Annotated in this window: 25 protein-coding genes, 1 tRNA gene and 1 pseudogene; 19 read left to right on the forward strand and 8 right to left on the reverse strand. The window is 45.9% G+C overall.

The window, feature by feature from the left end:
- Positions 1-87 precede the first annotated feature (87 nt).
- On the forward strand, positions 88-780 hold the full coding sequence (locus tag ACYJZR_RS03745; RefSeq protein ID WP_005453980.1) for an oligogalacturonate-specific porin KdgM family protein: 693 nt from the start codon (positions 88-90) through the stop codon (positions 778-780).
- A 64-nt stretch (positions 781-844) separates the two neighbouring features.
- On the opposite strand, the gene ACYJZR_RS03750 is transcribed toward ACYJZR_RS03745, so the two are convergent.
- Together ACYJZR_RS03750 and ACYJZR_RS03755 are read right to left on the reverse strand one after the other, a co-directional pair.
- Positions 845-1,294, reverse strand: a complete 450-nt coding sequence (locus ACYJZR_RS03750; protein ID WP_005454003.1) for a DUF411 domain-containing protein — start codon at positions 1,292-1,294, stop codon at positions 845-847.
- A 21-nt stretch (positions 1,295-1,315) separates the two neighbouring features.
- Positions 1,316-4,051, reverse strand: a complete 2,736-nt coding sequence (locus ACYJZR_RS03755) for a heavy metal translocating P-type ATPase (protein ID WP_406966311.1) — start codon at positions 4,049-4,051, stop codon at positions 1,316-1,318.
- Between the two features lie 475 nt (positions 4,052-4,526).
- Here ACYJZR_RS03755 and chiP point away from each other — a divergent pair, with 475 nt between their 5' ends.
- The 4 genes from chiP to ACYJZR_RS03775 all read left to right on the forward strand — a co-directional run bounded on the left by chiP (position 4,527) and on the right by ACYJZR_RS03775 (position 9,566).
- A complete protein-coding gene (chiP, locus tag ACYJZR_RS03760; protein ID WP_005454008.1) occupies positions 4,527-5,648 on the forward strand; it encodes a chitoporin in 1,122 nt (373 codons plus the stop codon).
- 122 nt (positions 5,649-5,770) lie between these two features.
- Positions 5,771-6,367 carry a YccT family protein gene (locus tag ACYJZR_RS03765; RefSeq protein ID WP_005453993.1) on the forward strand — a complete coding sequence of 199 codons (597 nt, stop codon included), beginning with the start codon at positions 5,771-5,773 and terminating at the stop codon, positions 6,365-6,367.
- A 178-nt stretch (positions 6,368-6,545) separates the two neighbouring features.
- The gene (gltX, locus tag ACYJZR_RS03770; RefSeq protein WP_005482241.1) at positions 6,546-7,970 is read left to right on the forward strand and encodes a glutamate--tRNA ligase; all 1,425 of its coding nucleotides are present in this window, start codon (positions 6,546-6,548) and stop codon (positions 7,968-7,970) included.
- A 636-nt stretch (positions 7,971-8,606) separates the two neighbouring features.
- Positions 8,607-9,566 carry an OmpA family protein gene (locus ACYJZR_RS03775; protein WP_005453991.1) on the forward strand — a complete coding sequence of 320 codons (960 nt, stop codon included), beginning with the start codon at positions 8,607-8,609 and terminating at the stop codon, positions 9,564-9,566.
- A gap of 244 nt (positions 9,567-9,810) precedes the next feature.
- Here the strand turns inward: ACYJZR_RS03775 and ACYJZR_RS03780 are convergent, their stop codons facing one another.
- The 3 genes from ACYJZR_RS03780 to ACYJZR_RS03790 form a co-directional block, all read right to left on the reverse strand.
- On the reverse strand, positions 9,811-10,317 hold the full coding sequence (locus tag ACYJZR_RS03780) for a hypothetical protein (RefSeq protein WP_005482262.1): 507 nt from the start codon (positions 10,315-10,317) through the stop codon (positions 9,811-9,813).
- Between the two features lie 269 nt (positions 10,318-10,586).
- A tRNA-Arg gene (locus tag ACYJZR_RS03785) sits at positions 10,587-10,663 on the reverse strand.
- Between the two features lie 179 nt (positions 10,664-10,842).
- Complete coding sequence (locus tag ACYJZR_RS03790) at positions 10,843-11,976, reverse strand: flagellar assembly protein FlgT (protein ID WP_005496141.1); 1,134 nt, start codon at positions 11,974-11,976, stop codon at positions 10,843-10,845.
- A 170-nt stretch (positions 11,977-12,146) separates the two neighbouring features.
- Between ACYJZR_RS03790 and ACYJZR_RS03795 the strand changes: the two genes are divergently transcribed.
- The gene (locus tag ACYJZR_RS03795) at positions 12,147-12,785 is read left to right on the forward strand and encodes a FlgO family outer membrane protein (protein WP_005382013.1); all 639 of its coding nucleotides are present in this window, start codon (positions 12,147-12,149) and stop codon (positions 12,783-12,785) included.
- A 9-nt stretch (positions 12,786-12,794) separates the two neighbouring features.
- Positions 12,795-13,226, forward strand: a complete 432-nt coding sequence (gene flgP / locus ACYJZR_RS03800; RefSeq protein ID WP_005453982.1) for a flagellar assembly lipoprotein FlgP — start codon at positions 12,795-12,797, stop codon at positions 13,224-13,226.
- Between the two features lie 112 nt (positions 13,227-13,338).
- On the opposite strand, the gene ACYJZR_RS03805 is transcribed toward flgP, so the two are convergent.
- The 3 genes from ACYJZR_RS03805 to flgA form a co-directional block, all read right to left on the reverse strand.
- Positions 13,339-13,764, reverse strand: a complete 426-nt coding sequence (locus tag ACYJZR_RS03805) for a flagella synthesis protein FlgN (RefSeq protein ID WP_406966312.1) — start codon at positions 13,762-13,764, stop codon at positions 13,339-13,341.
- A 26-nt stretch (positions 13,765-13,790) separates the two neighbouring features.
- The gene (gene flgM / locus ACYJZR_RS03810) at positions 13,791-14,108 is read right to left on the reverse strand and encodes a flagellar biosynthesis anti-sigma factor FlgM (RefSeq protein ID WP_005453996.1); all 318 of its coding nucleotides are present in this window, start codon (positions 14,106-14,108) and stop codon (positions 13,791-13,793) included.
- A gap of 127 nt (positions 14,109-14,235) precedes the next feature.
- Complete coding sequence (flgA, locus tag ACYJZR_RS03815; protein ID WP_005486752.1) at positions 14,236-14,982, reverse strand: flagellar basal body P-ring formation chaperone FlgA; 747 nt, start codon at positions 14,980-14,982, stop codon at positions 14,236-14,238.
- A 76-nt stretch (positions 14,983-15,058) separates the two neighbouring features.
- Between flgA and ACYJZR_RS03820 the strand changes: the two genes are divergently transcribed.
- From ACYJZR_RS03820 to flgK, 12 genes and pseudogenes are all read left to right on the forward strand, one after another.
- The gene (locus ACYJZR_RS03820) at positions 15,059-15,985 is read left to right on the forward strand and encodes a chemotaxis protein CheV (RefSeq protein WP_005462297.1); all 927 of its coding nucleotides are present in this window, start codon (positions 15,059-15,061) and stop codon (positions 15,983-15,985) included.
- An 11-nt stretch (positions 15,986-15,996) separates the two neighbouring features.
- Positions 15,997-16,824 (forward strand): protein-glutamate O-methyltransferase, encoded by an 828-nt coding sequence (locus tag ACYJZR_RS03825; protein ID WP_005462295.1) that lies wholly within the window; start codon positions 15,997-15,999, stop codon positions 16,822-16,824.
- A gap of 312 nt (positions 16,825-17,136) precedes the next feature.
- Entirely contained in the window at positions 17,137-17,532 is a 396-nt protein-coding gene (gene flgB / locus ACYJZR_RS03830; RefSeq protein ID WP_005462294.1) for a flagellar basal body rod protein FlgB, read from the forward strand.
- A gap of 5 nt (positions 17,533-17,537) precedes the next feature.
- A complete protein-coding gene (flgC, locus tag ACYJZR_RS03835; RefSeq protein WP_005462293.1) occupies positions 17,538-17,951 on the forward strand; it encodes a flagellar basal body rod protein FlgC in 414 nt (137 codons plus the stop codon).
- Positions 17,952-17,968: 17 nt separating this feature from the next.
- Positions 17,969-18,676, forward strand: coding sequence for a flagellar hook assembly protein FlgD (gene flgD / locus ACYJZR_RS03840; protein WP_005462292.1), 708 nt, complete (start codon positions 17,969-17,971; stop codon positions 18,674-18,676).
- Between the two features lie 31 nt (positions 18,677-18,707).
- Complete coding sequence (gene flgE / locus ACYJZR_RS03845; RefSeq protein WP_005462291.1) at positions 18,708-20,021, forward strand: flagellar hook protein FlgE; 1,314 nt, start codon at positions 18,708-18,710, stop codon at positions 20,019-20,021.
- A gap of 293 nt (positions 20,022-20,314) precedes the next feature.
- Complete coding sequence (locus ACYJZR_RS03850) at positions 20,315-21,064, forward strand: flagellar basal body rod protein FlgF (protein ID WP_005462290.1); 750 nt, start codon at positions 20,315-20,317, stop codon at positions 21,062-21,064.
- A gap of 18 nt (positions 21,065-21,082) precedes the next feature.
- Positions 21,083-21,871 carry a flagellar basal-body rod protein FlgG gene (flgG, locus tag ACYJZR_RS03855; RefSeq protein ID WP_005382032.1) on the forward strand — a complete coding sequence of 263 codons (789 nt, stop codon included), beginning with the start codon at positions 21,083-21,085 and terminating at the stop codon, positions 21,869-21,871.
- A gap of 30 nt (positions 21,872-21,901) precedes the next feature.
- A complete protein-coding gene (flgH, locus tag ACYJZR_RS03860; RefSeq protein ID WP_005462288.1) occupies positions 21,902-22,681 on the forward strand; it encodes a flagellar basal body L-ring protein FlgH in 780 nt (259 codons plus the stop codon).
- 44 nt (positions 22,682-22,725) lie between these two features.
- A complete protein-coding gene (locus tag ACYJZR_RS03865; RefSeq protein ID WP_005454020.1) occupies positions 22,726-23,817 on the forward strand; it encodes a flagellar basal body P-ring protein FlgI in 1,092 nt (363 codons plus the stop codon).
- 16 nt (positions 23,818-23,833) lie between these two features.
- Positions 23,834-24,760, forward strand: a complete 927-nt coding sequence (gene flgJ, locus ACYJZR_RS03870; protein ID WP_005454015.1) for a flagellar assembly peptidoglycan hydrolase FlgJ — start codon at positions 23,834-23,836, stop codon at positions 24,758-24,760.
- Positions 24,761-24,921: 161 nt separating this feature from the next.
- A pseudogene (gene flgK, locus ACYJZR_RS03875) lies at positions 24,922-26,386 on the forward strand (flagellar hook-associated protein FlgK); the annotation flags it as partial.
- Between the last annotated feature and the right edge of the window lie 30 nt (positions 26,387-26,416).

Below are 26,416 nucleotides of genomic sequence, written 5' to 3' on the forward strand. Positions count from 1 at the left end.
CACGGAGGCACATTCCAAGGCTTGCGATGATCGGGAAAAGAAGCCCATGGAACCATCGCATAACGTGAATAATTAAAGGCAGTAATTATGAAAAACATCTTTGCACTGAGTGCTCTTTCACTCGCTTTCGCTTCTAGCGCTTTTGCTGGTTCTTCTTACGTAACGGGTAACGTTCAATTCCACGATGATGGTCGAATTCATGGCTCTGACGTGACGTCTACCCTTGAAGCTGGTCATACTTTTGATAACCAATTTGGTGGCTTTACGGTTTACACTGAGTTTGATGGTATTCAACTGGGTAAGTTGGAAACTGAAAATGGCGGTGCAGGCAATACGACTCCTGCAATTACCGTGGGTGGTGAGCAGTCATTCAACATTACCGATCATCTATGGGTTGCGGCGGGTTACCAACACCTGTTTTCTGCCGGTGAGAACGTGCAATATCGTCCACTGGTTAAGATCGGCTACAACTTCGATAACGGCATCTCATTAAGTAACCGTACTCGTGCTCACATCGACGCGACAGACGCAGATGCGGATACAGATTACCGCATGGATAACCGCATCGGTTACGTGATGAATGAAGATGTGACGCTAAGCTACAACAACGTTTACATGATTGAAGCAGAAACTATGGATCACGAGTTCCGTGCGACATGGACGCGTAAAGGTGTTCAGCCGTACTTTGAATTACGCTCTCAAGCTCATGGCGCAGAAAACGCGAGTGGCGACAGCCTAGTGAATAACGCTTTTGTATTTGGTGCTTCTTACGGCTTCTAATTTTATATTTGTCTTAACTGTCCATTAAGAAAAAGCCCAGCAATTGGTTTGCTGGGCTTTCTTATTACTTGTCGTTACCTTCGTGGCGGCGGTATTCGAAAACTTGGCCTTTTTCGTTAAAGGCGTAGACCGTGTAGCTGTCTTTTTTGTCGCCATATTCCATACCCGGAGAGCCCATTGGCATACCTGGTACAGTTAAACCTTTCGCGTTACGTGGTGGATTTTCTAAGAACGCTTTAATGTCTTCGGCTGGAATGTGACCTTCGAACACATAGCCGTTGATCTCTGCCGTGTGGCAAGAGTAAAGCTGCTCGTTCTTGATGCCTAGATCGCGTTTGATGGCGTTCATGTCATCGTGCAATTTTTCTTCGACCGTAAAGCCGTTCTCTTCCATGTGTTTTGTCCATTCTCCACAACAGCCACAGTATGGCGATTTGTGGTTAATGACATCGGCCGCCAATACGTTGGCGGACACGGTCGCAAGCATTGCAAAGGTCAATAGTTTCAACTTCATAATACCCTCAAAAAGAAGTGGTTATTTTACTGAAAACAGTCGTAGTCGATTTGCATTACTAACGACAGTAATTGAAGACAGTGCCATTGCCGCTCCTGCGACAACAGGACTGAGCAAAAATCCAAATGCTGGGTAAAGCACGCCAGCGGCAACTGGAATACCCAACGAGTTGTAAACAAAGGCACCAAATAGGTTTTGCTTCATATTTTTAAGTGTAGCGCGAGACAGTTCAATCGCATGTACTACCGCCATTGGTGACGTGTTCAGGATAGTCATTTGCGAACTTTCAATGGCGACATCACTGCCGCTACCCATGGCAATACCAAGGTTGGCTAACGCGAGAGCAGGGGCGTCGTTAATGCCATCCCCCACCATTGCTACGACATGTCCTTGAGATTGAAGTTGCTCAATGTGCTGAGCTTTCTCATCTGGCATTACTTGGGCGATCACTTCATCAATGCCAAGTTCTTGGCCGATAGCATTGGCAACGTGTTGGTTATCACCCGTCAGCATTACCGTTTTGATGCGTTGCGATTTTAATGCAGAGAGCGCTTGTTTCGCATCTGATTTGATTGGGTCGGCAATGGCAATCAGACCGATCAGTTCGCCGTTCAATGCCACAGCTACCGGAGTCCACGCATTTTTTGCGCATTCATCGATGTCTGGTTTTAGTGCGCTGGTCTCAACGTTTTCTGCTTGCATGAACTGCAGCGAACCAATAAGCAGCGGTTTATCTTGATACGTCGCCAAAATGCCGCGTCCGCGAACGTTCTCAAACTTGTCTAATGAGACGTCTTTTGCGTTGTGTTGTTTGGCATAATCACACACCGCTTTTGCCAGTGGGTGCTCAGACTGACGCTCTGCCGCATACGCTAAAGCCAATAGTTCTTCTTGGCTGGTGGCGTGAGTAAACACTTGCTGAACGCTCGGTTTTCCTTGGGTAAGTGTGCCCGTTTTGTCGAATACAACCGTGTCGACTTTGCTTGCCAATTGCAGGGCATCGGCGTCTTTGATCAAAATGCCGAGTTCTGCGGCTTTACCCACTCCCACCGTGACAGAAAGTGGGGTTGCTAAGCCTAGAGCGCAAGGGCAGGCGATGATCAGTACCGTTGTGGTGACCACAAGCATATAACTCGCTTTTGGCTCTGGGCCAACGGCAAACCAAACGATCGCGGCCAGTATTGCTATACCAACAACGACAGGGACAAACACCGATGAAATCTGGTCTGCCAATTTCGCGATGGCAGGCTTACTGCTTTGCGCTGTGCGCACCATGCGGATGATACGAGCCAGCATGGTATTTGCGCCAATGCCCGTTGCCTCAATGATTAAGGCTCCATCTGTGTTCAAAGTACCTGCGGAGACTTGAGCCTCTTGCGCTTTTAATACAGGAACAGGTTCACCAGTGAGCATAGATTCATCAATGTACGATTCACCTTGAATCACAACGCCATCAACAGGCACTTTCTCGCCGGGTTTGATACGCAGTTTCATGCCCAACGTGATTTGCTCAACCGTTATTTGTTGGTCGCCTTGTTCCGTGATTACCGTAGCTTGCTGAGGTTGCAAGTTAATCAACGCTTGTAAGGAACGCGTTGTGTTCGCCTTAGCTTTAGCTTCTATATAGTGACCAAGTGAAATCAAACCAATGATCATCGCGCTGGCTTCAAAATAGACATGACGAGAAGCCATTGGGAACCAGTCAGGAAAAATCACTACCAACATAGAGTAAAACCATGCTGCACCCGTACCGAGTGCAACCAAGGTATCCATTGTGGCGCGTTTGTGAGTGGCCGCTGACCAAGCGTTACCGAAGAAGTGTTTACCCGCCGTGGCAAGAAGGAGCAAACATACGATACCGATCGCGCCCCAAGCTAATTGGTCGTTGGTGTTGCGAATCATCATATTGCCGCCAGCAACGCCCCAAATCATTAAAGGAGCACCGACGACAAGGCCAGCAATAGCATCCAGTTTGAAGCGTTTTTGCTGCTGACGTTGTTGCTGCGCTTGCTTTTCTTGCTGGGTTGCGGCGTCTTGTAGAATTTCACCCTGATACCCGGCTTGTTTAACCGATTCTAAAATATCGGCGTGCAAGTCGTCAGAATCGTTATCGACAAAGACCAACGCACTTTGCTCAGCCAGGTTGACTTGCGCTTTTTCAACGCCTTGGACTTGAGTCAGCGCTTTTTCAACAGAGGCAACACAGCTGGCACACGTCATCCCTTGAATCAGCATTTGTAATTGTGTCGCGCCTGCTGGTGGTAGCTCTTCAATTTTAACTTCAGGCTCACCGTGATGTTGCTGCTCAACTTGAGTTAGCGTGTCTGCCTTTTGTGGAGCTGATACATTTGTTTCTGTATTTGCTTCTGTGATCACTTCGGCACTTGCGCTATAGCCTAAGCTTGCCACCAAATCGATGACTTGCTCTTGTGTCAGAAGAGTATGAATGCGTAAGTGCGTTGTCGAAGCTTCGAAAGAGACAACATCTTGATTGGACTCTAATAAAGAAGAGAGTTTTTTCACGCAGCCACCGCAGCTTAGCCCCGATAGTTGGAGCTCATAATGGGTGCCAGCTTGGTAACCAAGGAATTCAATTGAGGCGACCACGTCAGATAAAGACGCATCCGTCTTTAATTCTACAGAGGTCGGAGACAAATTGATGATTTCAACATCGTGATTAGCGTGTAACGCTTTCTCTACTTTCCTTGCACAACCCATGCAGTTGAGCCCCGATAACGGTACAACGAACTGGTTCATAAACTTGTCCTCAATAATAGCGATGTAAAGAGCTTAAACCTTACATCAAGGGGAAGGTCAAGCATTTCATTGGCGAAACAATTTCGTCAAAACTGTCAGTAAAGCTCCGTTTCTTCCTCTGTTGTGTTGCGAGTGATCTCAAGGTTTTTTCTCTCTGAATATAAAGTTCCGTTAAAACTCCTAAAACATGAATGAAGTCGCTCACGAATTTGAAGCTTTTCTTATGTCAGAACAGCGTAAAAACTCACTTTTGACGTTTTTATGTTTTTATTTATCCATATAAGTGATTGAAAAATAAGGATTGATATTGTTTTTGATCTTCTCATTTTGAACTTGCTCAGATTGCTGCTGGGAAAGTTTTTTACTGCGAAAAAAGTTTGTCATATTTGCCCCGTCCAAACATTGTTTCAAGTTCCTGCAATGTCCTAGTTAGCGAATTTGAAAATGGAAAAAACTAAAAATATAGGGGTTAAAAATGTCTTACCTAAAGAAAAGCCTACTTGCTACGGCAATCACAGGCATGATGTTCAGTGGTGCAGCTCTTGCTGATGGCGCAAACAGTGATGCTGCGAAAGAGTACCTAACAAAAGATTCTTTCTCTTATGAAGTTTACGGGATCATCGCGATGCAGGCCGCGTACCGCGATTACGATTCTGGCAGCAAAGCAACGGATGACGACCTAGGTGGCATGCAGCTAAACAACGAATCTCGTATCGGTTTCCGTGGTAAAAAACAATTTGCTAACTTCGGTCCTACCTTTATTTGGCAAATCGAAGGTGGTTACGTAGACCCTAGCTTTGGTGGCGAGGGTGCTGGTCTTGGTGAGCGTGACACATTCGTCGGTTTTGAAAGTGCTTCTTGGGGTCAAGTTCGTCTAGGTCGTGTTTTGACACCTATGTACGAGTTGGTTGACTGGCCAGCATCTAACCCAGGTCTAGGCGATGTTTACGACTGGGGTGGTGCAATCGGTGGTGCTAAGTACCAAGACCGTCAATCAAACACCATTCGTTGGGACTCTCCAATGTACGCAGACAAGTTCTCTCTAGATATCGCAGCGGGTGCTGGTGATAAAGCGGGTCTAGGTGCTGGTGATGATTACTGGGGCGGCATCGCGGCTCACTACAAGTTAGGTCCACTACAATTGGATGCTGCTTACGAAGGTAACCGTAACATTGAATCTGAAGGTCAAACTTGGGAAAACAACACGTACCTAGTTGGTGTTCAAGGTTGGTTTGATAACGGTATTTCGTTCTTCGCTCAATACAAATACATGGAAGCGGACGCAAGCAACGGCGTGAACGAGAAGCAAGATGCAATGTCTGCAGGTCTGATGTACACAACAGGTGACTGGCAGTACAAGCTAGGTTACGCAGCGAACTTCGACCTAGAACGTGACGGTAAGACAATTAACGATACAGCAGACGATGTACTATCTGCACAAGTTATGTACTTCGTAGACCCATCTGCAGTGCTTTACGTACGTGCTCGTACTCTAGACTTCGGTGACGGTGCATCTCAACTAGATAAACCAGCAGAAGCGCGTTGGAAGTCAGCTGACTACGATGAGTTCTCTGTAGGTGTTGAATACTACTTCTAATAAAGAAGCAGCTTAAAGGGCGGAAACGCCCTTTTTGTCTTGATACTTATTCATATAAGCCATTGAAATGACTGGCCTGTAAGTTTCAGTGGCTTATCTAAATTGGTATAAAGTGAGAAACCATGATGAAAAAAACAACGACACTTCTTGGAATTTGCGCAATCCTTTCTGCGCCTGCCTTCGCTGCTCAGTTGACTCTGCAAAAGGAATTAGTGCCTCGCGTTATTAATGGTGAGTTCGTTTACCCTGAGTGGATCTCTGACAACAACAGTATCGAGCTAAAAGACGGTGAAAACCAGTTAGCGGTGACTGTTGGTCAAATTGTGTTTGAAGATGGAAAGCGCCGTAAGTTTGATTCGCAGCCTCTTTTATTAGAGTTTGATGCAGAAAAAGATGCTGAACTTTCTCTGACTTACAAAACCTTCCGCACCATTGAAGAAGCGAAAGCCTTCGAACTCGATCCAAAAGTGGTACTAAAGGATAAAAACGGAAAAGAAGTGGATTTCTCTATGGTTCAGCTCCGTAAAGGTGGTTTGCAAGGTTTTCGTGATTACGAGCGAGAAGTGGCCGACTACAACAACGCAATGAACAAACAAGCGACTAAGAGCAGCATCGCGCAATCTCCGGCGGTGACGAAAACATTGAAAGAGTCGTTCAATGAACTCAGCCGTGAAGAGCAACAAGAGTTCATGCAATGGGCGATGCGTAACCTGAAGTAATTTCGTCTCGCGCTTAAACAATAAATAAGAGGGCAGTACCTATATTGGTGCTGCCCTGTTTGTATTTCTGGTGTCAAACCGATTGTAGAATTGACTTACGGTGGTAAAATGTCGCCACTTTTATCCTTGACATCACAACGAGAGCCCTCTCGTTGCTCATTACCCCTAAGGAACTCAAATGACGGTTAAAACTCGTTTTGCTCCTAGCCCAACTGGCTATCTACACGTTGGTGGTGCGCGTACTGCACTTTACTCTTGGCTATACGCTAAAAACCAAGGTGGCGAATTCGTTCTACGTATCGAAGATACAGACCTTGAACGTAACTCTCAGGAAGCCGTTGATGCGATTCTAGAAGGCATGGAATGGCTAGGCTTGGAGTGGGATGAAGGTCCTTACTACCAAACTCAACGTTTTGATCGTTACAACGAAATGGTTGATAAGCTTCTTGCTGAAGACAAAGCGTACAAGTGTTACGCGTCTAAAGAGCTGCTAGATGAAATCCGTGCAGAGCAAGAAGCAAACAAAGAAATGCCTCGTTACGATGCAAACCATCCAAAAATCAAAGCGGCAAACGAAGCGGCAAAAGACGGTGACCCATGTGTTATTCGTTTCCGTAACCCAAAAGAGGGTAGCGTAGTATTCGAAGACCAAATTCGTGGCCGTATCGAAATCCGCAACGATCAAATGGATGACCTAATCATTCGTCGTACTGACGGTTCACCTACTTACAACTTCTGTGTAGTAGTGGATGACTGGGACATGGGTATCACTCACGTTGTTCGTGGCGAAGACCACATCAACAACACGCCTCGTCAAATCAACATCTACGAAGCATTGGGTGCACCAGTACCGACATTCGCACACTGTGCAATGATCTTGGGTGATGACGGTGCGAAACTGTCTAAGCGTCATGGTGCAGTATCAGTAATGCAATACCGTGATATGGGTTACCTGCCTGCGGCACTAAACAACTACTTAGTGCGTCTAGGTTGGTCTCATGGCGACCAAGAAATCTTCTCTCAAGAAGAGATGATCAACTTGTTCAGCCTAAACGCAGTATCTAAGTCAGCCTCTGCTTTCAACACGGATAAACTGCAATGGTTGAACAACCACTACATCAAGAACTCAGATCCTGCGTATGTTGCAGAGCATCTACAATGGCATCTAGATCAGCAAAAACTCGACGTAACAAACGGCCCTGCGATCACTGACGTGATCAAGCTAGTCGGTGAGCGTTGTCATACTCTTGTTGAGCTTGCTGAGCAAATTCGTTACTTCTACGAAGATTTCTCTGAGTTTGAAGCGGGCGCAGCGAAGAAGCACCTGCGTGGCGTAGCGAAAGAACCTCTAGAAGTAGCACTTGCGAAAGTGGAAGCGATCACAGAGTGGACGACAGAAAACCTACACCAAATGATCGCTGACGTATGTGCAGAGCTTGAAATTGGCATGGGTAAAATCGGTATGCCACTTCGTGTTGCAGTGACAGGCGGCGGTCAATCACCTTCTGTTGATGCTGTAATGGCGTTGATCGGCAAAGAACGTTGTGTTGCTCGCATCAAAATGGCGCTAGAGTTCATTGCTGAACGTGAAGCAAACGCATAATTAGACTGAATAAATAGTCATTCTAAGCCGCGATATTTGTCGCGGCTTTTTTGTATCTGAAGGTTCACAGCACTATAAAGCTTAATCTTGCTAAGGATATAAACTGCTCGTTTTGCTTTTTAGTTGTTCAAAAATGGATAAGTTTTTGTAATCCATATATGCCTAATATGAATAAAAATTAACCGTTCGCATTCAAAATATCTCTCTGATTTATATTTATAAATCCTAAAGTTCCCTAATTATTGTCTCAATATTGAGAAATAAACTTGCTTTAGCTGTCTGGTTTTAAAAAGTGACGCAAACGTTTGCGTGGTTGGTGGGGTGGGTCTTGGAGTGCTTAAGATCACATAATGTAGAACTTTTTGATGACACGAAATTGACAGTTTTGGGATTTGTCTCGTGATTTCTTAGCGTTATAGTTCAACCCGTCAGTGAGAACTCGATAACGATATGCATCACTGCACTGGAAATATACCCAAGTGACTTTCCATAAATTTTTTGCATGTGCATAAAGCGGAAGTTGCTTCGGTATCCACTCAAGGAATGAATAAAAAGAATTGAAATACAACGTCAGTGTTATTAGGCGGCGCATTTCGTCATCGAATTAAAAAAAGTACTTCTTTAGAGGAATCAATAATGAAAAAACTAGCAGCGGTAATTTCAGCGTCTTTACTTATGGCTTCAGCAGCTCAAGCAGAAGTATACGTGGGCGGTAAAATGGGTAAATCTTGGTTGGAAGATGCTTGTGTAGCAGGTCAATCTTGTGACAAAGATGGCTCAACTCTTGGTGCTTTCGTTGGTTACGAATTCAATGACTACATTGCACTAGAAGCTGGTTTCGACAACGTTGGTGATTTCGATCAAACTTCTTTCGGTGGCCATGTAGAAGCAATCACTCTTGCTCCTAAATTCAGCCTACCAATCACTCAAGACATCGCACTTTACGGTAAAGTTGGTGGTGCTTACGTAATGTTCGACGGTAAAGATGATTACTCTTACCTAGGCGCAGCTGGTGTTGAATTCAACCTAAGCCAAAACGTTACAGCACGTGCGGAATACCAAACAATTACTGACATTAGCAACAACGTAAGCAAAGCAGCTGGTAACTCTGCAACTCTAGGTGTTTCTTTCAAATTCGGCGGCAACGATGAGCCAGTAGTAGTTGAAGAAGAGCCAGTAGTTGAAGAAGTAGTTGTAGAAGAAGTTGTTGAGCCAGTAGTGGTTACTAAAACTTTCGAAACTCAAACTATCGGCACTGGTAGCTTTGACCTAAACAGCACAACACTTAAACCAGAAAGCGCTTCTAAACTAGACAACCTAGTTGCTTTCCTAAACGAGCACCCACAAGCGAAGGTTGAAGTAGTTGGTTATACAGATACTTCAGGCGCTGCAGCATACAACCAAAAAGTTTCTGAGAAACGTGCTGAGTCTGTAGCAAACGCGCTAGTTGAAAAAGGCATCGATGCATCACGCATCCAAGCTCGCGGTGAAGGTGAAAACAACCCAATCGCATCAAACGATACTCGTGAAGGTCGTCAACAAAACCGTCGCGTAGAAATCGTTGTACCTGAGTTCGAATACCAAGTTCAGCAATAAGCTCCTATCCGACCGTAGAATAGCAGCCTAAAGCTGAATGCCCCGAAGAGTTCGCTCTTCGGGGCTTTTTTTATCTGTTCATTTTGTATCGCTTAATTTGTGAATGGTGGACACAAAAAAAGAGAACCGGTTGATGACGGGTTCTCTTTTTGCGTTCGATAGAGGTTCAACTCTCGAAATCATGTTTAGCAGTGAAGCGAAATTTGTCTGAAGCGCTTTTAAGTTGTGTAAGTACGAGAGTGGATTACTTCAGATCTATACTGTTGAGTCGGCCCATAAAAGTGAGGATTTCTAAGTTCTCTTTGTGGGCTTCTAGTAGTGCCTTTTTCGTTTGCATGTAAGCGGCAAGTTTGCCGTATTTGTTAATCGAACGTACTACCGTCTTGTATTTGTATTCGCCCTTATCGTTAAACTCGCGCCATTTCGCAATGTAACAAGTGTCTCGGTTGTCTGGGTTCTCTAGGGTAGGGTTAGGCTTATGAACGATTTTAGGCTCCACGCTGTGCGGCAGACGCGTCATTAAGTACGGGTCTTTTAATAGACGTCGCCAAAACTTGCCCCACATTTCTCTACCCAACTCATTTCTTAGTTTGATGGCTTTCTTCAAGCCCTTTTTCTCTCCAATACGAACAAAACCCACTGAGCGATGCAAAACAGTATCGTCAGGAGTATGAATGTGGATCTTAAAGGCAGTCTTGCCTTTCGAAATAAAGCGGTGTCCAGTGTTAGTAATTAAATTGCTCTTAGACATAGTGCTAACTAATATTTTTATTAATAGTCGAGAGGGTAAGCAAAACTCATAAATAATTAAAGTAATAAAATACAAAACTGTAAATAGTAACTGTGAAGTAATTAAGGGCGACGGCGAGCGTTTTCAACCCGCATGAGGTTTGACCAGAAGCGGCAATATGCTGCTGGTGGGCGTTTGGATTATCGGGAAGAGAACGTTGTGTGCGGGAAATGAGCCCGATAAACGCGTATAAAAAAGCCTTAGCTCAACGGTGAGTTAAGGCTATGATATGGCGCCCCCAGTAGGATTCGAACCTACGACCTGTCCCTTAGGAGGGGACTGCGCTATCCAGCTGTGCCATGAGGGCGTAATACCAATCACAGTAACTATTGGGTTATTGCTACAGGTTAAACAAATTCACAGCCATGCTGCTGATTTCTTTAACCCTAGTGCTAACTTGTTAGTTACTTAGACAGGCATAATCAAATAAGATGCGTTGTCTATGATATTCAAAAGTAAGCATATCTCAAGGCTTAATGTGACCTTTTATAAGATCTTGTTCATTACATCGCCAATTTGAACGCTGGACGCCAAATTCGGCTGATCAATCGTCAATTCTGCTTCTTGTTCATAGATGCGGGAGACCGTCAAAGTGATCTCGCTTTGCGACACTTTATTACGCGGTAAACCCTTTTGATCGATGAATGATGCCGTGTGCCACAGTTGTAGCTTGTCACCTTCTTTTACGCCGTGCATGCGGCCCAGATCCATCGTGACGGTGTTGCCAAAAACGGCCACCACTTCCGGTAGGGTAATCTTGCAAGACAGTTCGGACTCGAGGTCTAACATGATGTTGCGGCTGACGCGTAGCATCATTTCGCCATAGGTCGATGCCCAGAAACGTGCGCTGCGAGTATCAACTTGGCTGGTTTTGGCGAATGGCCAACGCGCGACTTCGCGGTACGCTTTGTTGAAGACTTCATGGCCTGTCTTGCCATCGAAGACTTTCATCTCTAAAGCAAACTGACGGTTAATGATGTCGTCTTTTAAGAGTTGAGATTCAATCGTTGCCGTTAAGTCAGTGATCACGCCGCCAATAATGTATTGTGCGCCGTTGTCTTGCGCAATCATTTGAGTGCGAGCTGGATAATTGCTGCTGATTGAGTAGTCCGTCGTGCCAACAGAAACGAAACTGCGCGATGTTTGATCCAATTGGCGATTAACGACTTTGCTGAAATCGTCACCCACTTGGTAGATTTGCCCCATGACTGCTTGTTGGGGGGAGGCAACGTCAATGTTACCGACCAAAATAGTCTTTTTGTATTGATCCGTGTGGCAACCCGTTGCCGATGGATAAATGTCCACTCGGATCTTCATTTCCATTTTACCACCGCGTTTGCGCTCAGATTCCACGAGAATGTAGCGTACCTCATGGTTAGTAAACTGATATTCTTTGCGGTTTTCTTCCAATAGCGGCATCAAATTACTGATGCTGCCAATGTCTGCGCCCGAAAAGTTGACGGCTTTGAATAGAGCGTCTTCCAACGCATGGAGCCTTGCCGCATCTTCAGAAGAAACGATCGTGGCAACGCCTGTCACTTCGTACCAAGACGCCACTGCACGAAATGGCAGAAGCATAACGAAAGTGATTGAAAGTAGGCTAAATAATATTTTTTTCATTGGGTATGACCGTTCGGGTATAAATATTGCTATATCAATTTCAGTGAAGTTTGGTGGCGTTTTCTTAGTTCGACAAACAAAGAAAAGCAAAGACTGTTCCAATATTACCTTTACTCAGTAAGGAATTGTGAAAGAACAGTGCCACCCAAGATTATCTGGAGAATCAAACCATGAAAAAGTGGCTTGTCGCCGCATCGATGATGACGCTTTTGACATCGTGCGCGTACTCACCGATTTATAATGGTAAAGAACCGTATTCAGGCAGCCAGTTCATGTTGATGGACAGTCCGCGTCATACGATGGACTTCTTTATTGAGAGCATGACAGAAGATTTGATGGTATCTAACGTTGCCGTTTCTGCACGTACACCAATTGCTATCACATCGTTTGTTGACCTGCAAAACATGGATGCGACCAACTGGCTGGGCAACTCTGTATCTGAAGGGTTTATTCATCAGTTCCAACGTCGCGGTTTTAAAGTCGTCGATTTTAAAACGACAGGATCTATCCAAGTGACGCAGCAAGGCGACTTTGCATTAAGCCGCGATTGGCAAGATTTGGCGCAAGAGCAGCAAATTCAGTATGTGTTAACGGGAACCATGCTTCGTCAAGAAGGTGGCGTATTGGTTAATGCTCGCGTTGTTGGTATGCAAAGCCGTGTTGTGGTTGCCACAGCGCAAGGGTTCTTGCCTGCAGACCGAATCGGCCGTGATTTGGATACGCTAAATAGCATCCGTACCCAAGATGGCGTGTTGATTCGTTCAGACCCAACGATTCGCCAGCCATACACTGTGATTCTCCGCCCATAGGATAGAACCATGAAGAAGTTATTATTTATTATTGCCACCTTGGTGCTTGTGGGATGTCAGCCATTACAACAGATGCGCCAAGATGAAATTTTAGTGGCGGTAGGTTATGCAAGCGTAAGCGAACAAACTGGCCGCACGGTAGAAGAAAAACGTGTGCGCGCGATGCGAGCATCAAAAATTGATGCGTATCGTGAGTTAGCAGAGCAAGTTTACGGCATGCGAGTAAGCGGTCGTGCCGAACTTGAAGATCAGCGTCTTGGCATTGAAAGCACGAGTGGCGCGGTCGATGGCGTGATTCGCGGTGCAGAGGTCGTGCGCAGTTACTTAGTTGAAGACAGTTACGTAACAGAGTTACGTTTGGATATCCGTAAGATGGATAAGCTACGCGATTACGGTGAAGTTCAACAAGTGCCTGAGAAGCGTCAGCAAACTTTGTTCTAAAACCACTTCACTAAACAGATAATCTTTTCGAGCGGCTGATTGGCAACAATTGGTCGCTTTTTTTATGGGTTGATTTGATGGCTTTGCCTAATGAGGAGGGGAGGCTAGAGCGTTAGGCTTTAATATTGGTGCCTAGCGTTGAAATGGTGTGGGTTTTGCCGCCGGCATTGTAGGTCATACCGATCTTGCCGTGAGTGTGTTGAAGCATGTTATTGAGCTTGTTAAAACTCAATTGAGCACGGCTGAGGGATTCTCCATTCACGCGATTGACCTGTTGACAGGCCAGCACGATGGATTGGATTTGGGCTACAACCTGACTTAGGTGCTCATCTTCGGTAAGTTGATTGACATGCGGGTGAGAGGCAATTCGCTGATCAGTGGTTCTTAGCTGATCAATGAGTGTCATTTTTTGTTTGGCGATGCTTTCGATTTCAGAAGAGACACGCGCAGTAATCGCCTGTGTTTCCTGACGTAAAACAGTAGAAAGTGCCTTAGCATTTTCTAGTTGAAAGTTTACGAGATCGACTAATGCTGCCATAAATACTTACCTTGGGCCTAAGTCAGTTAGCTTTTGCCTTGCAATTCGTTTTCAAACTTGATCATATTGTCGGCCAGTTTTTCTGGGTCAACGCGGTATGAACCGTTTGCGATTGCTTCTTTGATTGCCGCTACTTTCGCACTGTCGTAAGCCGGAGAAGCTGCCATATCCTTTTGGAGTTTGCTGACGGCTTTACTTTGTTGGCTTAGCGATACAGCGTCTTGTTGAGCTGGCGCTTTTTTCGATTCAGTTGCGCTTGATGTCGCACTTGAATCGTTACGTGCAGGCGCGCGACTGGTCGTCGACATCATTTGCCCTGAACGTATATTATCTATACCTGCCATGTTTAACCTTTGCCTTGTATCGTAATACTGGTATCCAGACTATCGACCAACTAAACGATAACTTTAATCATTTTTTGCATTTTTATTGATCAATTTTCACAATGCGGTTGTGCTACCTAAATAAAGGTTAAAAGGTGACGGTAATTTCCGCAATGTCAGTCACTATGCCCTCTATTATACGTTGTGACTTGTCATTTTTCACTCTTACTTGATCGCCCGTGGCTCCATCTTGCAATGCTGTGCCTTGTGTTGTGATCGTCATGCCTGATTTTACGGCCTTTATTGTCACTTTTTCATTACGGCAAACCACGCAAACATCATTGCGCTCAACCACATCACCAAGACGAACGCTACGTTTTAACTTCGCACCGACCACTTGTTCGAAGCTGGAAAAGCCATCTTTGCGAAAGCGTTGAAGCTCAATCATGGATGTCGTGACATCGGATGCGCTGATGATCTCACCTCGGCCAAGTTGTCGAGTTGCGACGATCATCGGTACTGAAGAGGAGACACGAACAGGGACATACACTTTCCAGTCATCGGCAGGGCATTCTACCAACACATTGATATTGCTGCGGGTGCTGCTGGTGGAAGAGGCCGAAGTGTCGAGGGGTTCAGGGCAGTCAGTTGCCTTGATTCGAGAGTCAATGTCTGCCGCATTCACAGTCAATTCACCTCCGGCTGGCTGCTCTACCGTGGCAAGAATATGTTGTTCTGCTGCCAATTTTATTTGTTCTATCTGATTATCTGTTGCCGAATGAACAAAAAAACTAAACATACTGAGCAAAATGCCGATAGACTTAGCGTACTTTGTAAATAGCGCTCTACATATTGTCATAGTCAATGTTGTCGAAGTTATAGTGAAATACGCCATACTGTCTCCCTGGTATCATGCTTGCCAGTGGTAGAGTATCATTTAAAAACAAAAAGTTTGAGATGGAGATGAGCATATGACGGGGATTCTTGACTCGGTGAATCAGCGTACGCAACTCGTCGGTCAGAACCGATTGGAATTATTGACCTTTCGACTGATGGGGCGACAGCGTTACGGCATCAACGTATTCAAAGTAAAAGAAGTACTTCAGTGCCCTAAGCTGACTTCTATGCCAAATCTACACCCTCTGGTAAAAGGTATTGCTCATATCCGTGGCCATACCGTGTCAGTAATTGATTTGAGCCTGGCAATTGGTGGCCGCCCAACCACCGATATTGATAAATGTTTTGTTGTTATCGCTGAATTTAACCGTACGATCCAAGCATTTTTGGTATCATCGGTTGAGCGTATTATCAACATGCACTGGGAAGCGATTTTGCCGCCGCCAGATGGCGCAGGTAAAGCGCACTACCTAACTGCTGTGACGAACATCGATAACGAACTTGTTGAAATCCTAGACGTGGAAAAAATCCTGGCTGAAATCGCGCCAGTTGATGAAACCATGGATTCAACCATCGGTGAAGAAATCGCACAAGCGGAGCAAGAAAAGCCTATCGTACGTCGTATTCTGATTGCTGATGACTCAACGGTTGCACGTAAGCAAGTTGAGCGCGCGATTACTTCGATTGGTTTCGAGGTCGTATCTGTCAAAGATGGCAAAGAAGCGTACAATAAGTTGCTTGAAATGGCTCAAGAAGGCAGCATTTACGATCAGATTTCTTTGGTGATTTCTGATATCGAAATGCCAGAAATGGATGGCTACACATTAACGGCTGAAATCCGCAGAAATGCAGATTTGAAAGATCTTTATGTTATCCTTCATTCCTCATTAAGTGGCGTTTTCAACCAAGCCATGGTTGAGCGCGTAGGTGCAAACACCTTCATTGCGAAATTTAACCCAGACGAATTGGGTAACGCGGTTAAATCTGCATTAACACAATAAAAGAGACATTAATGACTGCTATTACAATCAGTGATCAAGAGTATCGTGACTTTAGCCGTTTTCTAGAATCGCAATGTGGCATCGTATTAGGCGATAGCAAACAATACCTCGTGCGCAGCCGACTGAGTCCTCTAGTGACTAAGTTCAAGCTTGCGTCGTTGTCTGATTTGCTACGCGATGTTGTTGCTGGCCGCAATCGTGAACTGCGTATTGCTGCTGTGGATGCGATGACGACTAACGAAACATTGTGGTTTCGAGATACTTATCCGTTCACGGTTTTAGCTGACAAACTATTGCCAGAAGTTGCGGCAAATAAACGTCCAATTAAAATTTGGTCTGCGGCCAGTTCATCTGGTCAAGAACCTTATTCAATCGCGATGACAATTCTGGAAACGCAACAGCGTAAGCCAGGTTTGCTGCCAAGTGTTTCCATCACAGCGACGGACATTTCTGCAAGCATGCTCGAAATGTGTCGTGCAGGTGTGTATGACAACCTAGCTTTAGGTCGTGGTCTTTCGCCTGAGCGTCGCCGCACTTTCTTTGAAGATGCAGGCGATGGCCGTATGAAAGTGAAAGACAACGTTAAACGTTTGGTGAACTTCCGTCCTCAAAACTTGATGGATAGCTACGCACTGATGGGTAAATTCGACATCATTTTCTGTCGTAATGTGCTGATTTACTTCTCTCCAGAGATGAAATCTAAAGTGCTTAACCAAATGGCGAGTAGTTTAAACCCTGGTGGTTACCTATTGCTGGGTGCGTCAGAGTCGTTAACCGGTCTGACTGATAAATTTGAAATGGTGCGCTGTAATCCAGGTATCATTTACAAGCTTAAATAGCGGTATCTCTTATTTGAAAACAAAGCCTGACCTCGTGTCAGGCTTTTCTTTTTCTGCATCCTTTCTTTTGTCTACATGAGATGAGCTTTCGAGTTTCCCCTCGCTAATCTGTTGTCGGACTTTGCCCTGTTCCCTCTGCAGGGTGTATCTTTATTCAAGTAAGCGAAGTGATACGACATTCCAGTTACTTTGGCTTGCTTATTGCAATCTAAAACGTCAATAGCTGATAGGTGCTTTAGCGTTTCCGGTTTTTGGCACGCTAATTGCTATTTAGTTATTAATAACGGTCAGTTCTTAATTGTAGAGGCAAACATGGCTATATCTTTTGACAAGGCACTAGGCATCCACCAGCACACGGTGGGCGTACGTGAGCGCAATGCAGAGGTGATTTCCACCAACATCGCGCAAGCAAACACGCCTGGTTACAAAGCAAGAGGTCTAGACTTTGCCAAGGAGTTACAAGCGGCAACATCTGGGGCAAGCATTGGTCTTAGCCGAACAGATGGTCGGCATATTCCTGCCACTACAACGTTGATGGGGGACAAACTGTATCGTCTTCCTACGCAACCAGACACGGGTGATGGCAACACCGTTGACTTGGATTTAGAGCGTAACTTGTTTATGCAAAACCAAATCAGACACCAAGCATCACTCGACTTTCTAGGCGGCAAATTCAAGAACTTAACCAAGGCAATCAAAGGGGATTAATTTAGATGAGCTTATTTAACGTTTTCAATGTGACAGGTTCCGCAATGAGCGCTGAGTCTGTTCGTCTGAATACTACCTCGAGCAACTTGGCGAATGCCGACAGTGTCAGCAGCTCTGCGAAAGACACCTACAAAGCGCGTCATGCTGTATTTGGTGCTGAGTTAAGTAACGCCATGCGTGGCGGTGATACTGTGCCAGTGAAAGTTCTGGGAATTGTAGAAAGTGATAAGCCGCTTAGTGCGGAGTACAACCCTGATCATCCCCTTGCAAACGACGAAGGCTACATCTACAAGCCAAACGTCAATGTAATGGAAGAAATGGCCAACATGATTTCGGCTTCTCGCGCATACCAAACGAATGTGCAGGTCGCTGATTCTAGTAAACAAATGCTGCTGCGTACGCTGCAGATGGGTCAATAAGGATAAGGAGGTAGCGTATGGCCGGAATTAACAACGTTGGTCAAAGCGGCTTGTCCTATATCGACCAGCTTAAAAGTCTTCAAGAGAACAAAAAAGCGGAAGGGAGCACAGGTAAGCAGGACCTAAAACAGGAAGACTTCTTATCGTTGCTCACGAAGCAATTGTCTCAACAGGACCCTTTTAAGCCGGTAAGTAATGACCAGATGATTGCGCAAATGGCGTCATTTGCGACCGTAGATGGCATTGGTAAGATGAACACTCAGTTTGAGAGTTTGAACTCGTCAATGACATCGAACCAAGCGTTGCAAGCTTCCTCTTTGGTAGGGCGCGACGTATTGGTCCCAGGTGCGGCGGGTGTGAAGCAAGACGATGCGCCTATGGCGGCAATGGTTAAGCTTTCGAAATCTCTCGACAACTTGTTTGTTCGTGTAGAAGACGAAGCTGGCCAATTGGTTCGTACTTTTGAGGTAGGTGCGAAACCAGCCGGCGACACACGCGTACTTTGGGATGGTAATGATGAAAGCGGTAATCCATTGCCTGCTGGCAAATACAAAGTGAAAGCGTCTGGCTTAGTGGATGGGGAGTCACAAGAGTTCCCAGTTTCTACTTACGCCAACGTAAACAGTGTATTGCTGGGTAAAGGTGACGGAAACGTATTACTCAATCTGGCTGGTTTTGAATCACCAGTTCGACTTGCAGAAGTACTGGAAGTTGGCAAAGCGTAATCCATAACACGCTAGATTAGGAGATTTTGGAATGTCATATGTATCTTTAAGCGGTTTGTCCGCGGCTCAACTGGATTTAAATACAACCAGTAACAACATTGCGAACGCCAACACGTACGGCTTTAAAGAGTCTCGTGCGGAATTTGCTGATGTTTACTCAAACTCTTTGTTTACTAACGCAAAAACCACTCCGGGTGGCGGTGCACAAGCAAGCCAAGTGGCACAACAGTTCCACGAAGGCTCAAGCATTTACACCAACAACCCAATGGATTTGCGTGTATCGGGTACTGGCTTCTTCGCGGTAGCGAAAGATCGTCTCATCCCTCAACAAAATGAAATGACACGTAACGGTGCATTCCATTTGAACAAAGAAAACTACATGGTAACCGCGAACGATGAGTTCCTACTTGGTTATCAAGTAAACCCAGAGTCTGGTGAGGTTTCATCTTACGAGCCACAACCAATCAATATTCCTGCGGAATTTGGTAAGCCAAAACAAACAGCGAATATTGAAGTGGGCGTGAACTTACCTGCTAACGGTGATTTGAAAGATCCAACTCAGTTTGATTTTTCAGACCCAGATACATACAACCGTTCAACCTCTTCGACCATTTATGACTCGATGGGTCAATCTTACAAGTTAACAACGTACTACTTGAAAGATCAGACTCAGCCAAACACGTGGAACACTTACTACACAGTAACAGACAAGAGTGGTGAGAAGCCGTTAAACGTTGCTGGTGGTGATGCGCAAACACCAACAGGTCATATTGGTCACACCATGAAGTTCAACAACGATGGTACGTTGGCAAGCCTAAACAGCGGTAACCCGATTACTTCTGTTGCATTGGGTGATCCTGCAACAAACACCACGCCGCTTGATATGAATGGTGCAGATCCTGCTCAGACGCTTAACTTTGGTCTGGGTGCAGCGACACAATTTGCCGCCCCATTTGAGCTGACTAAGTTCGATGAAGATGGTGCGACAACGGGTTTCCTAACCAAAGTTGACTTTGATGAAAACGGCAGCGTATTGGGTACTTACTCAAACGGTGAAAACGTAACATTGGGTCGTGTGGCGCTAGTTCGTGTTCCTAACGAACAAGGTCTGGATAAGAAGGGCGGTACGCAATGGGATTCGACTCAGTTCTCTGGTGACAAGATTTGGGGTGAATCAAACAAAGGCTCTTTCGGTACTATCAACAACGGTATGCTGGAACAGTCAAACATTGATATGACTCAGGAGCTGGTGGATCTGATCTCTGCTCAGCGTAACTTCCAAGCAAACTCACGTTCGCTAGAAGTACATAACCAGCTACAACAAAATATCCTGCAGATTCGATAATCTGCATCATCAAGTTAGGCGTGCTTTCGCCGCTTGGCTTGATAACATCATGACATTCATCTGATGCTTAGCCTGAAAACACCTCAGTTCAGGCTAAGCATGCTTTGATCTCTGGTTTGCCGCTGTTGCCGCCACATGGATCAAAATCTTGCCTCCCTTTGCAGTTTTCTTTCATTGAATATCCTTCTTGATTGTCTTTAATTTTATTCAAGTTTTTGATAAATAAGTCTATTTTTATCTTGGCATAACTATTGCTTTTACTCCGAAGTACAGAGACTTTTTTGGAGTAGATTATGGATCGCGCACTGTTTCTCGCAATGAGTGGCGCCAAGCAAAATATGCAGGCTTTGCAATTGCGCGCTAACAACTTGGCTAACGTCAGCACGACGGGTTTTCGTGCGGATTTAGCACAGGCTCGCTCAATGCAAGCGTATGGCGATGGTTTACCGTCACGCGTGTTTAGCATGACAGAGCGTCCGGGACATAATTTTGCTCAAGGCAGCGTGATCACGACTGGTCGCGATTTGGACATTACCGTCGAAGGCAGCGGTTGGATTTCTGTATTGGATCACACTGGAAAAGAAGGTTTGACCCGTAACGGTAACCTCAAAATTGACCAAAATGGCATGCTAACCAACGCAAGCGGTCATGCCGTTTTGGGGGAGAACGATGCGCCAATCACCCTGCCAATCCCACTCTCCAAAATCGAAATCGGTCGTGATGGCACCATCTCTGTACTTCCACAAGGTGCGCCGGCTGAAGAATTACAAATCGTTGATCGTATCAAGCTTGTGAAAACTGACGATCAAAGCTTATTTAAAGACACCAATGGCTTATTTCGCCATAAAACTCCAAACCAGCCTTACGAAGCAGACGGCACTATCAGCATCCAAACTGGTGCGATTGAAGGTAGTAACGTGAATGCCGTAGGTGAAATGACCGCGCTGATTGACCTTCAACGTCAATTCGAAATGCAGGTCAAAATGATGAGCACCGCTGAAGAGATGGATAAATCTTCAGATTCATTGCTTCGTATGAGTTAACAGAGTTAGAGGTTCACTATGCATCCAGCACTATGGGTAAGTAAAACAGGTCTAGACGCCCAACAAACCAACATCGCTACGATTTCGAACAACTTGGCGAACGCCTCGACCGTGGGCTACAAAAAAAGCCGTGCGGTCTTTGAAGATTTGTTCTACCAAAACATCAACCAGCCGGGCGGTCAGTCTTCTCAAAACACCGAGCTGCCAAGTGGCTTGATGCTTGGTGCTGGTTCTAAAGTGGTTGCAACGCAAAAAGTGCACACGCACGGTAATGCGCAAACCACCACCAACGCATTGGACATGATGGTGGAAGGCGATGGTTTCTTCCAAGTGACTCTGCCTGACGGCAACATCGGTTACACCCGTAACGGCCAGTTCACGCTAAATGGTGAAGGCACGCTAGTGACATCTGGTTCTGGTTATCCAGTAGAACCTGAAATTGTGATTCCTGAAGATGCGATTTCTATCACTGTCGGTACGGACGGTGAAGTATCTGTGCGCGTACGTGGTCAGCAAGATAACCAAGTCGTTGGCCAGTTGACTATTACAGACTTTGTTAACCCAGGTGGCCTAGAGCCAATCGGTCAGAACCTTTACTTGCCAACAGGCGCAAGTGGCGACCCGCAAGAAGGTGTTCCGGGTTTGGACGGTTTGGGTGAAATTCGCCAATCGATGCTAGAAGCCTCCAACGTAAACGTGACAGAAGAATTGGTCAACATGATCGAAGCTCAGCGCGTGTACGAAATGAACTCTAAAGTGATCTCATCTGTCGATAAGATGATGAGTTTCGTTAACCAGCAGTTGTAACGGCGAAAGTTAGCCATTAAGGAGCTCATAATGAAACGTATCTGTTTACTTGCGCTGATCACAACCATGTCTGGCTGTGCGATGTTAGAACCCATCGAAACGGATGAAGTGACGCAAGCGACTACCGTTGTGGATGCGGTTGAAGGCGATAAGTCGAAAGACGAGAGTAGCGGCATCGTTGATACACTGCGTGGCAGAAATGATCCGGTTGCTGGTGATCCAGCGTGGGCTCCAATCCATCCAAAACAAAAGCCTGAGCATTATGCGGCGGCGACGGGTTCTCTGTTTAGCCCAGAGCACATTACCGATTTGTATGATGATTCTAAACCTCGCGGCATTGGCGACATCATCACAGTCACGTTAGATGAAACCACCAGTGCGACGAAGAGCGCTAACGCGGACTTGTCGAAAACCAACGAAGCGCAAATGGATCCGTTACAAGTGGGCGGTGAAGAGTTGAAAGTAGGCGGCAAGTACAACTTCTCTTATGACTTAAACAACACCAACACCTTTGCTGGCGACTCTTCTGCGAAGCAGAGTAACAGCATCAGTGGTTACATTACGGTCGAAGTTATCGAAGTGCTGGCAAACGGCAACCTCGTGATCCGTGGTGAGAAGTGGATGACGCTAAATACGGGTGACGAGTACATTCGCTTAAGCGGCACAATTCGTCCTGATGACATCAACTTCGACAACACAATTGCGTCAAATCGTGTGTCTAACGCAAGAATTCAATACTCAGGAACCGGTCTGTCGCAAGATATGCAAGAGCCTGGCTTCTTGGCACGATTCTTTAATGTAGCGCTATAAGACGCCGTACTGACGGCAAATTGACTGCAAGAGATTAAGTAAGCATGAAAAGAATCGTTTTATTACTGATGAGCGTTGCTCTGTTTTCTACAGCCGCCCAAGCCGCACGAATCAAAGACGTCGCGCAAGTGGCAGGCGTGCGAAGCAACCAACTCGTGGGTTATGGTTTGGTTTCAGGCTTACCAGGTACGGGCGAAGCGAACCCATTTACTGAGCAAAGTTTCGCGGCCATGCTGCAAAACTTCGGCATTCAACTGCCGCCGGGTACCAAGCCAAAAATCAAAAACGTTGCCGCGGTTATGGTCACGGCAGAGTTGCCGCCATTTTCTAAGCCGGGTCAACAAGTGGATGTGACTGTATCGTCAATCGGTAGTGCGAAAAGTCTACGTGGTGGTACGCTTCTACAAACGTTCCTTAAAGGTCTAGACGGTCAAGTTTATGCGGTTGCACAAGGTAACTTAGTGGTGAGCGGTTTCAGTGCTGAAGGCGCTGACGGTTCAAAAATTGTTGGTAACAACCCAACTGTTGGTCTTATCTCTAGTGGTGCGACGGTAGAGCGCGAAATTCCAAACCCATTCGGTCGTGGTGATTACATTACTTTCAACTTGCTTGAATCTGATTTCACGACCGCACAACGCATGGCGGATGCGGTAAACAACTTCCTTGGCCCACAAATGGCTAGCGCAGTAGATGCGACGTCGGTACGCGTGCGTGCCCCGCGTGATGTCAGCCAGCGTGTGGCGTTTTTGTCCGCGATTGAAAACTTAGAGTTTGACCCAGCTGATGGCGCGGCGAAGATCATTGTTAACTCCCGTACTGGCACGATTGTCGTTGGCAAACACGTGCGTCTTAAGCCTGCGGCAGTGACGCATGGTGGCATGACTGTCGCCATCAAAGAAAATCTAAACGTTAGCCAACCAAACAGCTTCTCTGGCGGCCAAACGGTCGTGGTGCCCGATTCAGATATCGAAGTGACGGAAGAAAAAGGCAAGATGTTCAAATTCGAGCCGGGTTTGACGCTGGATGACCTCGTACGTGCGGTGAATGAAGTGGGCGCAGCACCTTCTGATTTGATGGCCATCTTACAAGCATTGAAACAAGCTGGTGCCATCGAAGGCCAGTTGATCATCATTTAATGGTTAGGAGGTTGCGATGATGAAGAATCCTAACGATATCGGTTTTATTCACGACATTAGCTCACTCGATAGCCTGCGTCAGAAAGCGGTTAAAGAGGGCAAAGATGGCGAGCAAGAAGCACTGCATGCGGCTGCTCGTCAGTTTGAGTCTATTTTTACATCCATGATGCTGAAGTCGATGCGCGAAGCGAACGAAGGCTTCGAGTCGAACATCATGAATAGCCAAAATGAGAAATTTTACCGCCAGATGCTTGATGAGCAGATGGCGAGTGAACTGAGCGCAAATGGCTCTATGGGCTTGGCAGATATGATAGTGGCACAGCTGACGGCTGGCCAAGGCAATGATAAGAGCGAAACGGCAATGCGCGACGCGGCAAACAGCGCGGTAGAATATCGTCGCGTGGACCCTAAAAAAGCGCGTGAAATTGAAAAGCGTTTGATTGAATCCGGCGAACTTTCCCGTACCAGCCATACTCCTGCTAAGTTTGATTCGCCAGAATCTTTTGTGAACTCCATGAAGCCATACGCTGAAAAGGCGGCGAAAGCGTTGGGTGTAGAACCATCATTGCTTCTTGCTCAAGCAGCTCTGGAAACTGGCTGGGGACAAAAAGTGGTGCAAAATGCTCGTGGTAGCAGTAACAACTTGTTCAATATCAAAGCAGACAGAAGCTGGCAAGGTGATAAAGTCACCACGCAAACATTGGAATTTCATGACAATACGCCAGTGAAAGAGACGGCAGCGTTTCGTTCTTACTCGAACTATCAAGATAGTTTCAACGACTACGTCCGTTTCTTGAATGACAATCCACGTTACGAGACGGCATTGCAGCAACGTGGAGATTCTGAATCCTTTATTCGCGGTATTCATCGAGCAGGTTATGCGACGGATCCAACCTACGCCGACAAAGTTCTGCAAGTGAAGCAGAAAATCGAAAGTATGTAACCTTTTGGGGTTACCGCGTACGCGAATCATTGAGGCTTGCCATCGTGCAAGCCTTTATTTTACCTGAATTTACTACTCTAAATTTCACTTGGCACATTTTTTGCTTTTACTTGTCTAGGTGATCGGTATTTACCGATTTTATTTCGTTTTTGGGGGCAGGTATGGCGTCAGATCTTCTGAATGTAGGTACTCAAAGTGTGCTTACTGCTCAGAGGCAGTTAAATACTACTGGTCATAACATTTCTAATGTTAATACAGAAGGTTACAGCCGTCAGTCAGTGATTCAGGGTACCAACGATCCACGTATGTTTGGTGGTTCGACCTACGGCATGGGTGTGCATGTGGAAAATGTTCGCCGCTCGTGGGACCAATTTGCCGTTAATGAACTCAACCTGTCCTCTACAAGCAATGCGAATAAAACGGATACCCAAGATAACTTAGACATGCTTTCTAGCATGTTGAGCTCTGTTGCATCGAAGAAGATCCCAGAAAACCTCAACGAGTGGTTTGATGCTGTGAAAACCATGGCGGACACACCAAACGATTTAGGTGCGCGTAAAGTTGTGTTGGAAAAGGCAAAAATCTTTTCAGACACATTAAACGACTTTCACGAAACGGTGCGACTGCAATCAGACGTGACCAATAAAAAATTGGACATGGGCATTGAGCGCATTAACCAACTGGCGCTAGAAATTCGTGACATCCACCGCTTGATGATGCGCACTCCTGGTCCACATAACGATTTGATGGATCAGCATGAAAAGCTGATTACCGAGCTGTCGGAATACACTAAGGTCACCGTGACCCCACGTAAAAACGCTGAAGGCTTCAACGTACACATCGGCAATGGTCATACCTTGGTGTCGGGCACAGAGGCAAGCCAATTAAAAATGATTGATGGCTACCCAGACGTGCACCAACGACGTCTAGCGATGGTCGAAGGCGATGGCATCAAAGCGATTAAGGCCGACGACATGGACGGCAAAATCGGCGCGCTACTCGACATGCGTGACAAACACATTCCGCAACTGCTGGATGAAATGGGGCGCTTAGCTACCGGATTCTCTTACAAGGTTAACCAACTACAATCGCAAGGCTTGGATCTCAACGGCAAAATCGGTAAAGACGTTTTCACCGATGTGAATTCTGAGCTGGTGGCTAAATCACGAGTGTTTACTGCACCAAACTCGAAAGCGGACGTTGCCGTTTATGTCGATGATATTTCGGCGTTGAAAGGTGGCGAATATGCGCTGCGCTTCGATGGTGATCGCTACAGCGTGACAACACCGAAAGGCGAGCAAGTTCAGATAGATATAGACCAGTCGGATTCTACCTTCGTATTGGATGGCATGAGAGTGCAAATCGGCGAAGGCCTTGCCGCTGGCGAACGAGTGCTGCTGCGTCCTACTCGCAGTGGTGCTGCCATCATCAAGATGGAAACCAATGACGCTAAATCCATTGCCGCACAAAGTTATGAAGCGTCTACGACGTTTGCTCAAGGCAGTGCGAAATTCAATATTCGTGAAGCGGGTGATGTAAAAGAGTTTGAAGTGACGGTCCAGCCACCTGATGAAAAGCACGACAAAGCGTGGCTAAAGATTACCGATAACAAAGGTAACTTACTGTCCGATAAATACTCTTATCCGTTAGACAAAG

Source organism: Vibrio sp. RC2502, assembly GCF_054850435.1.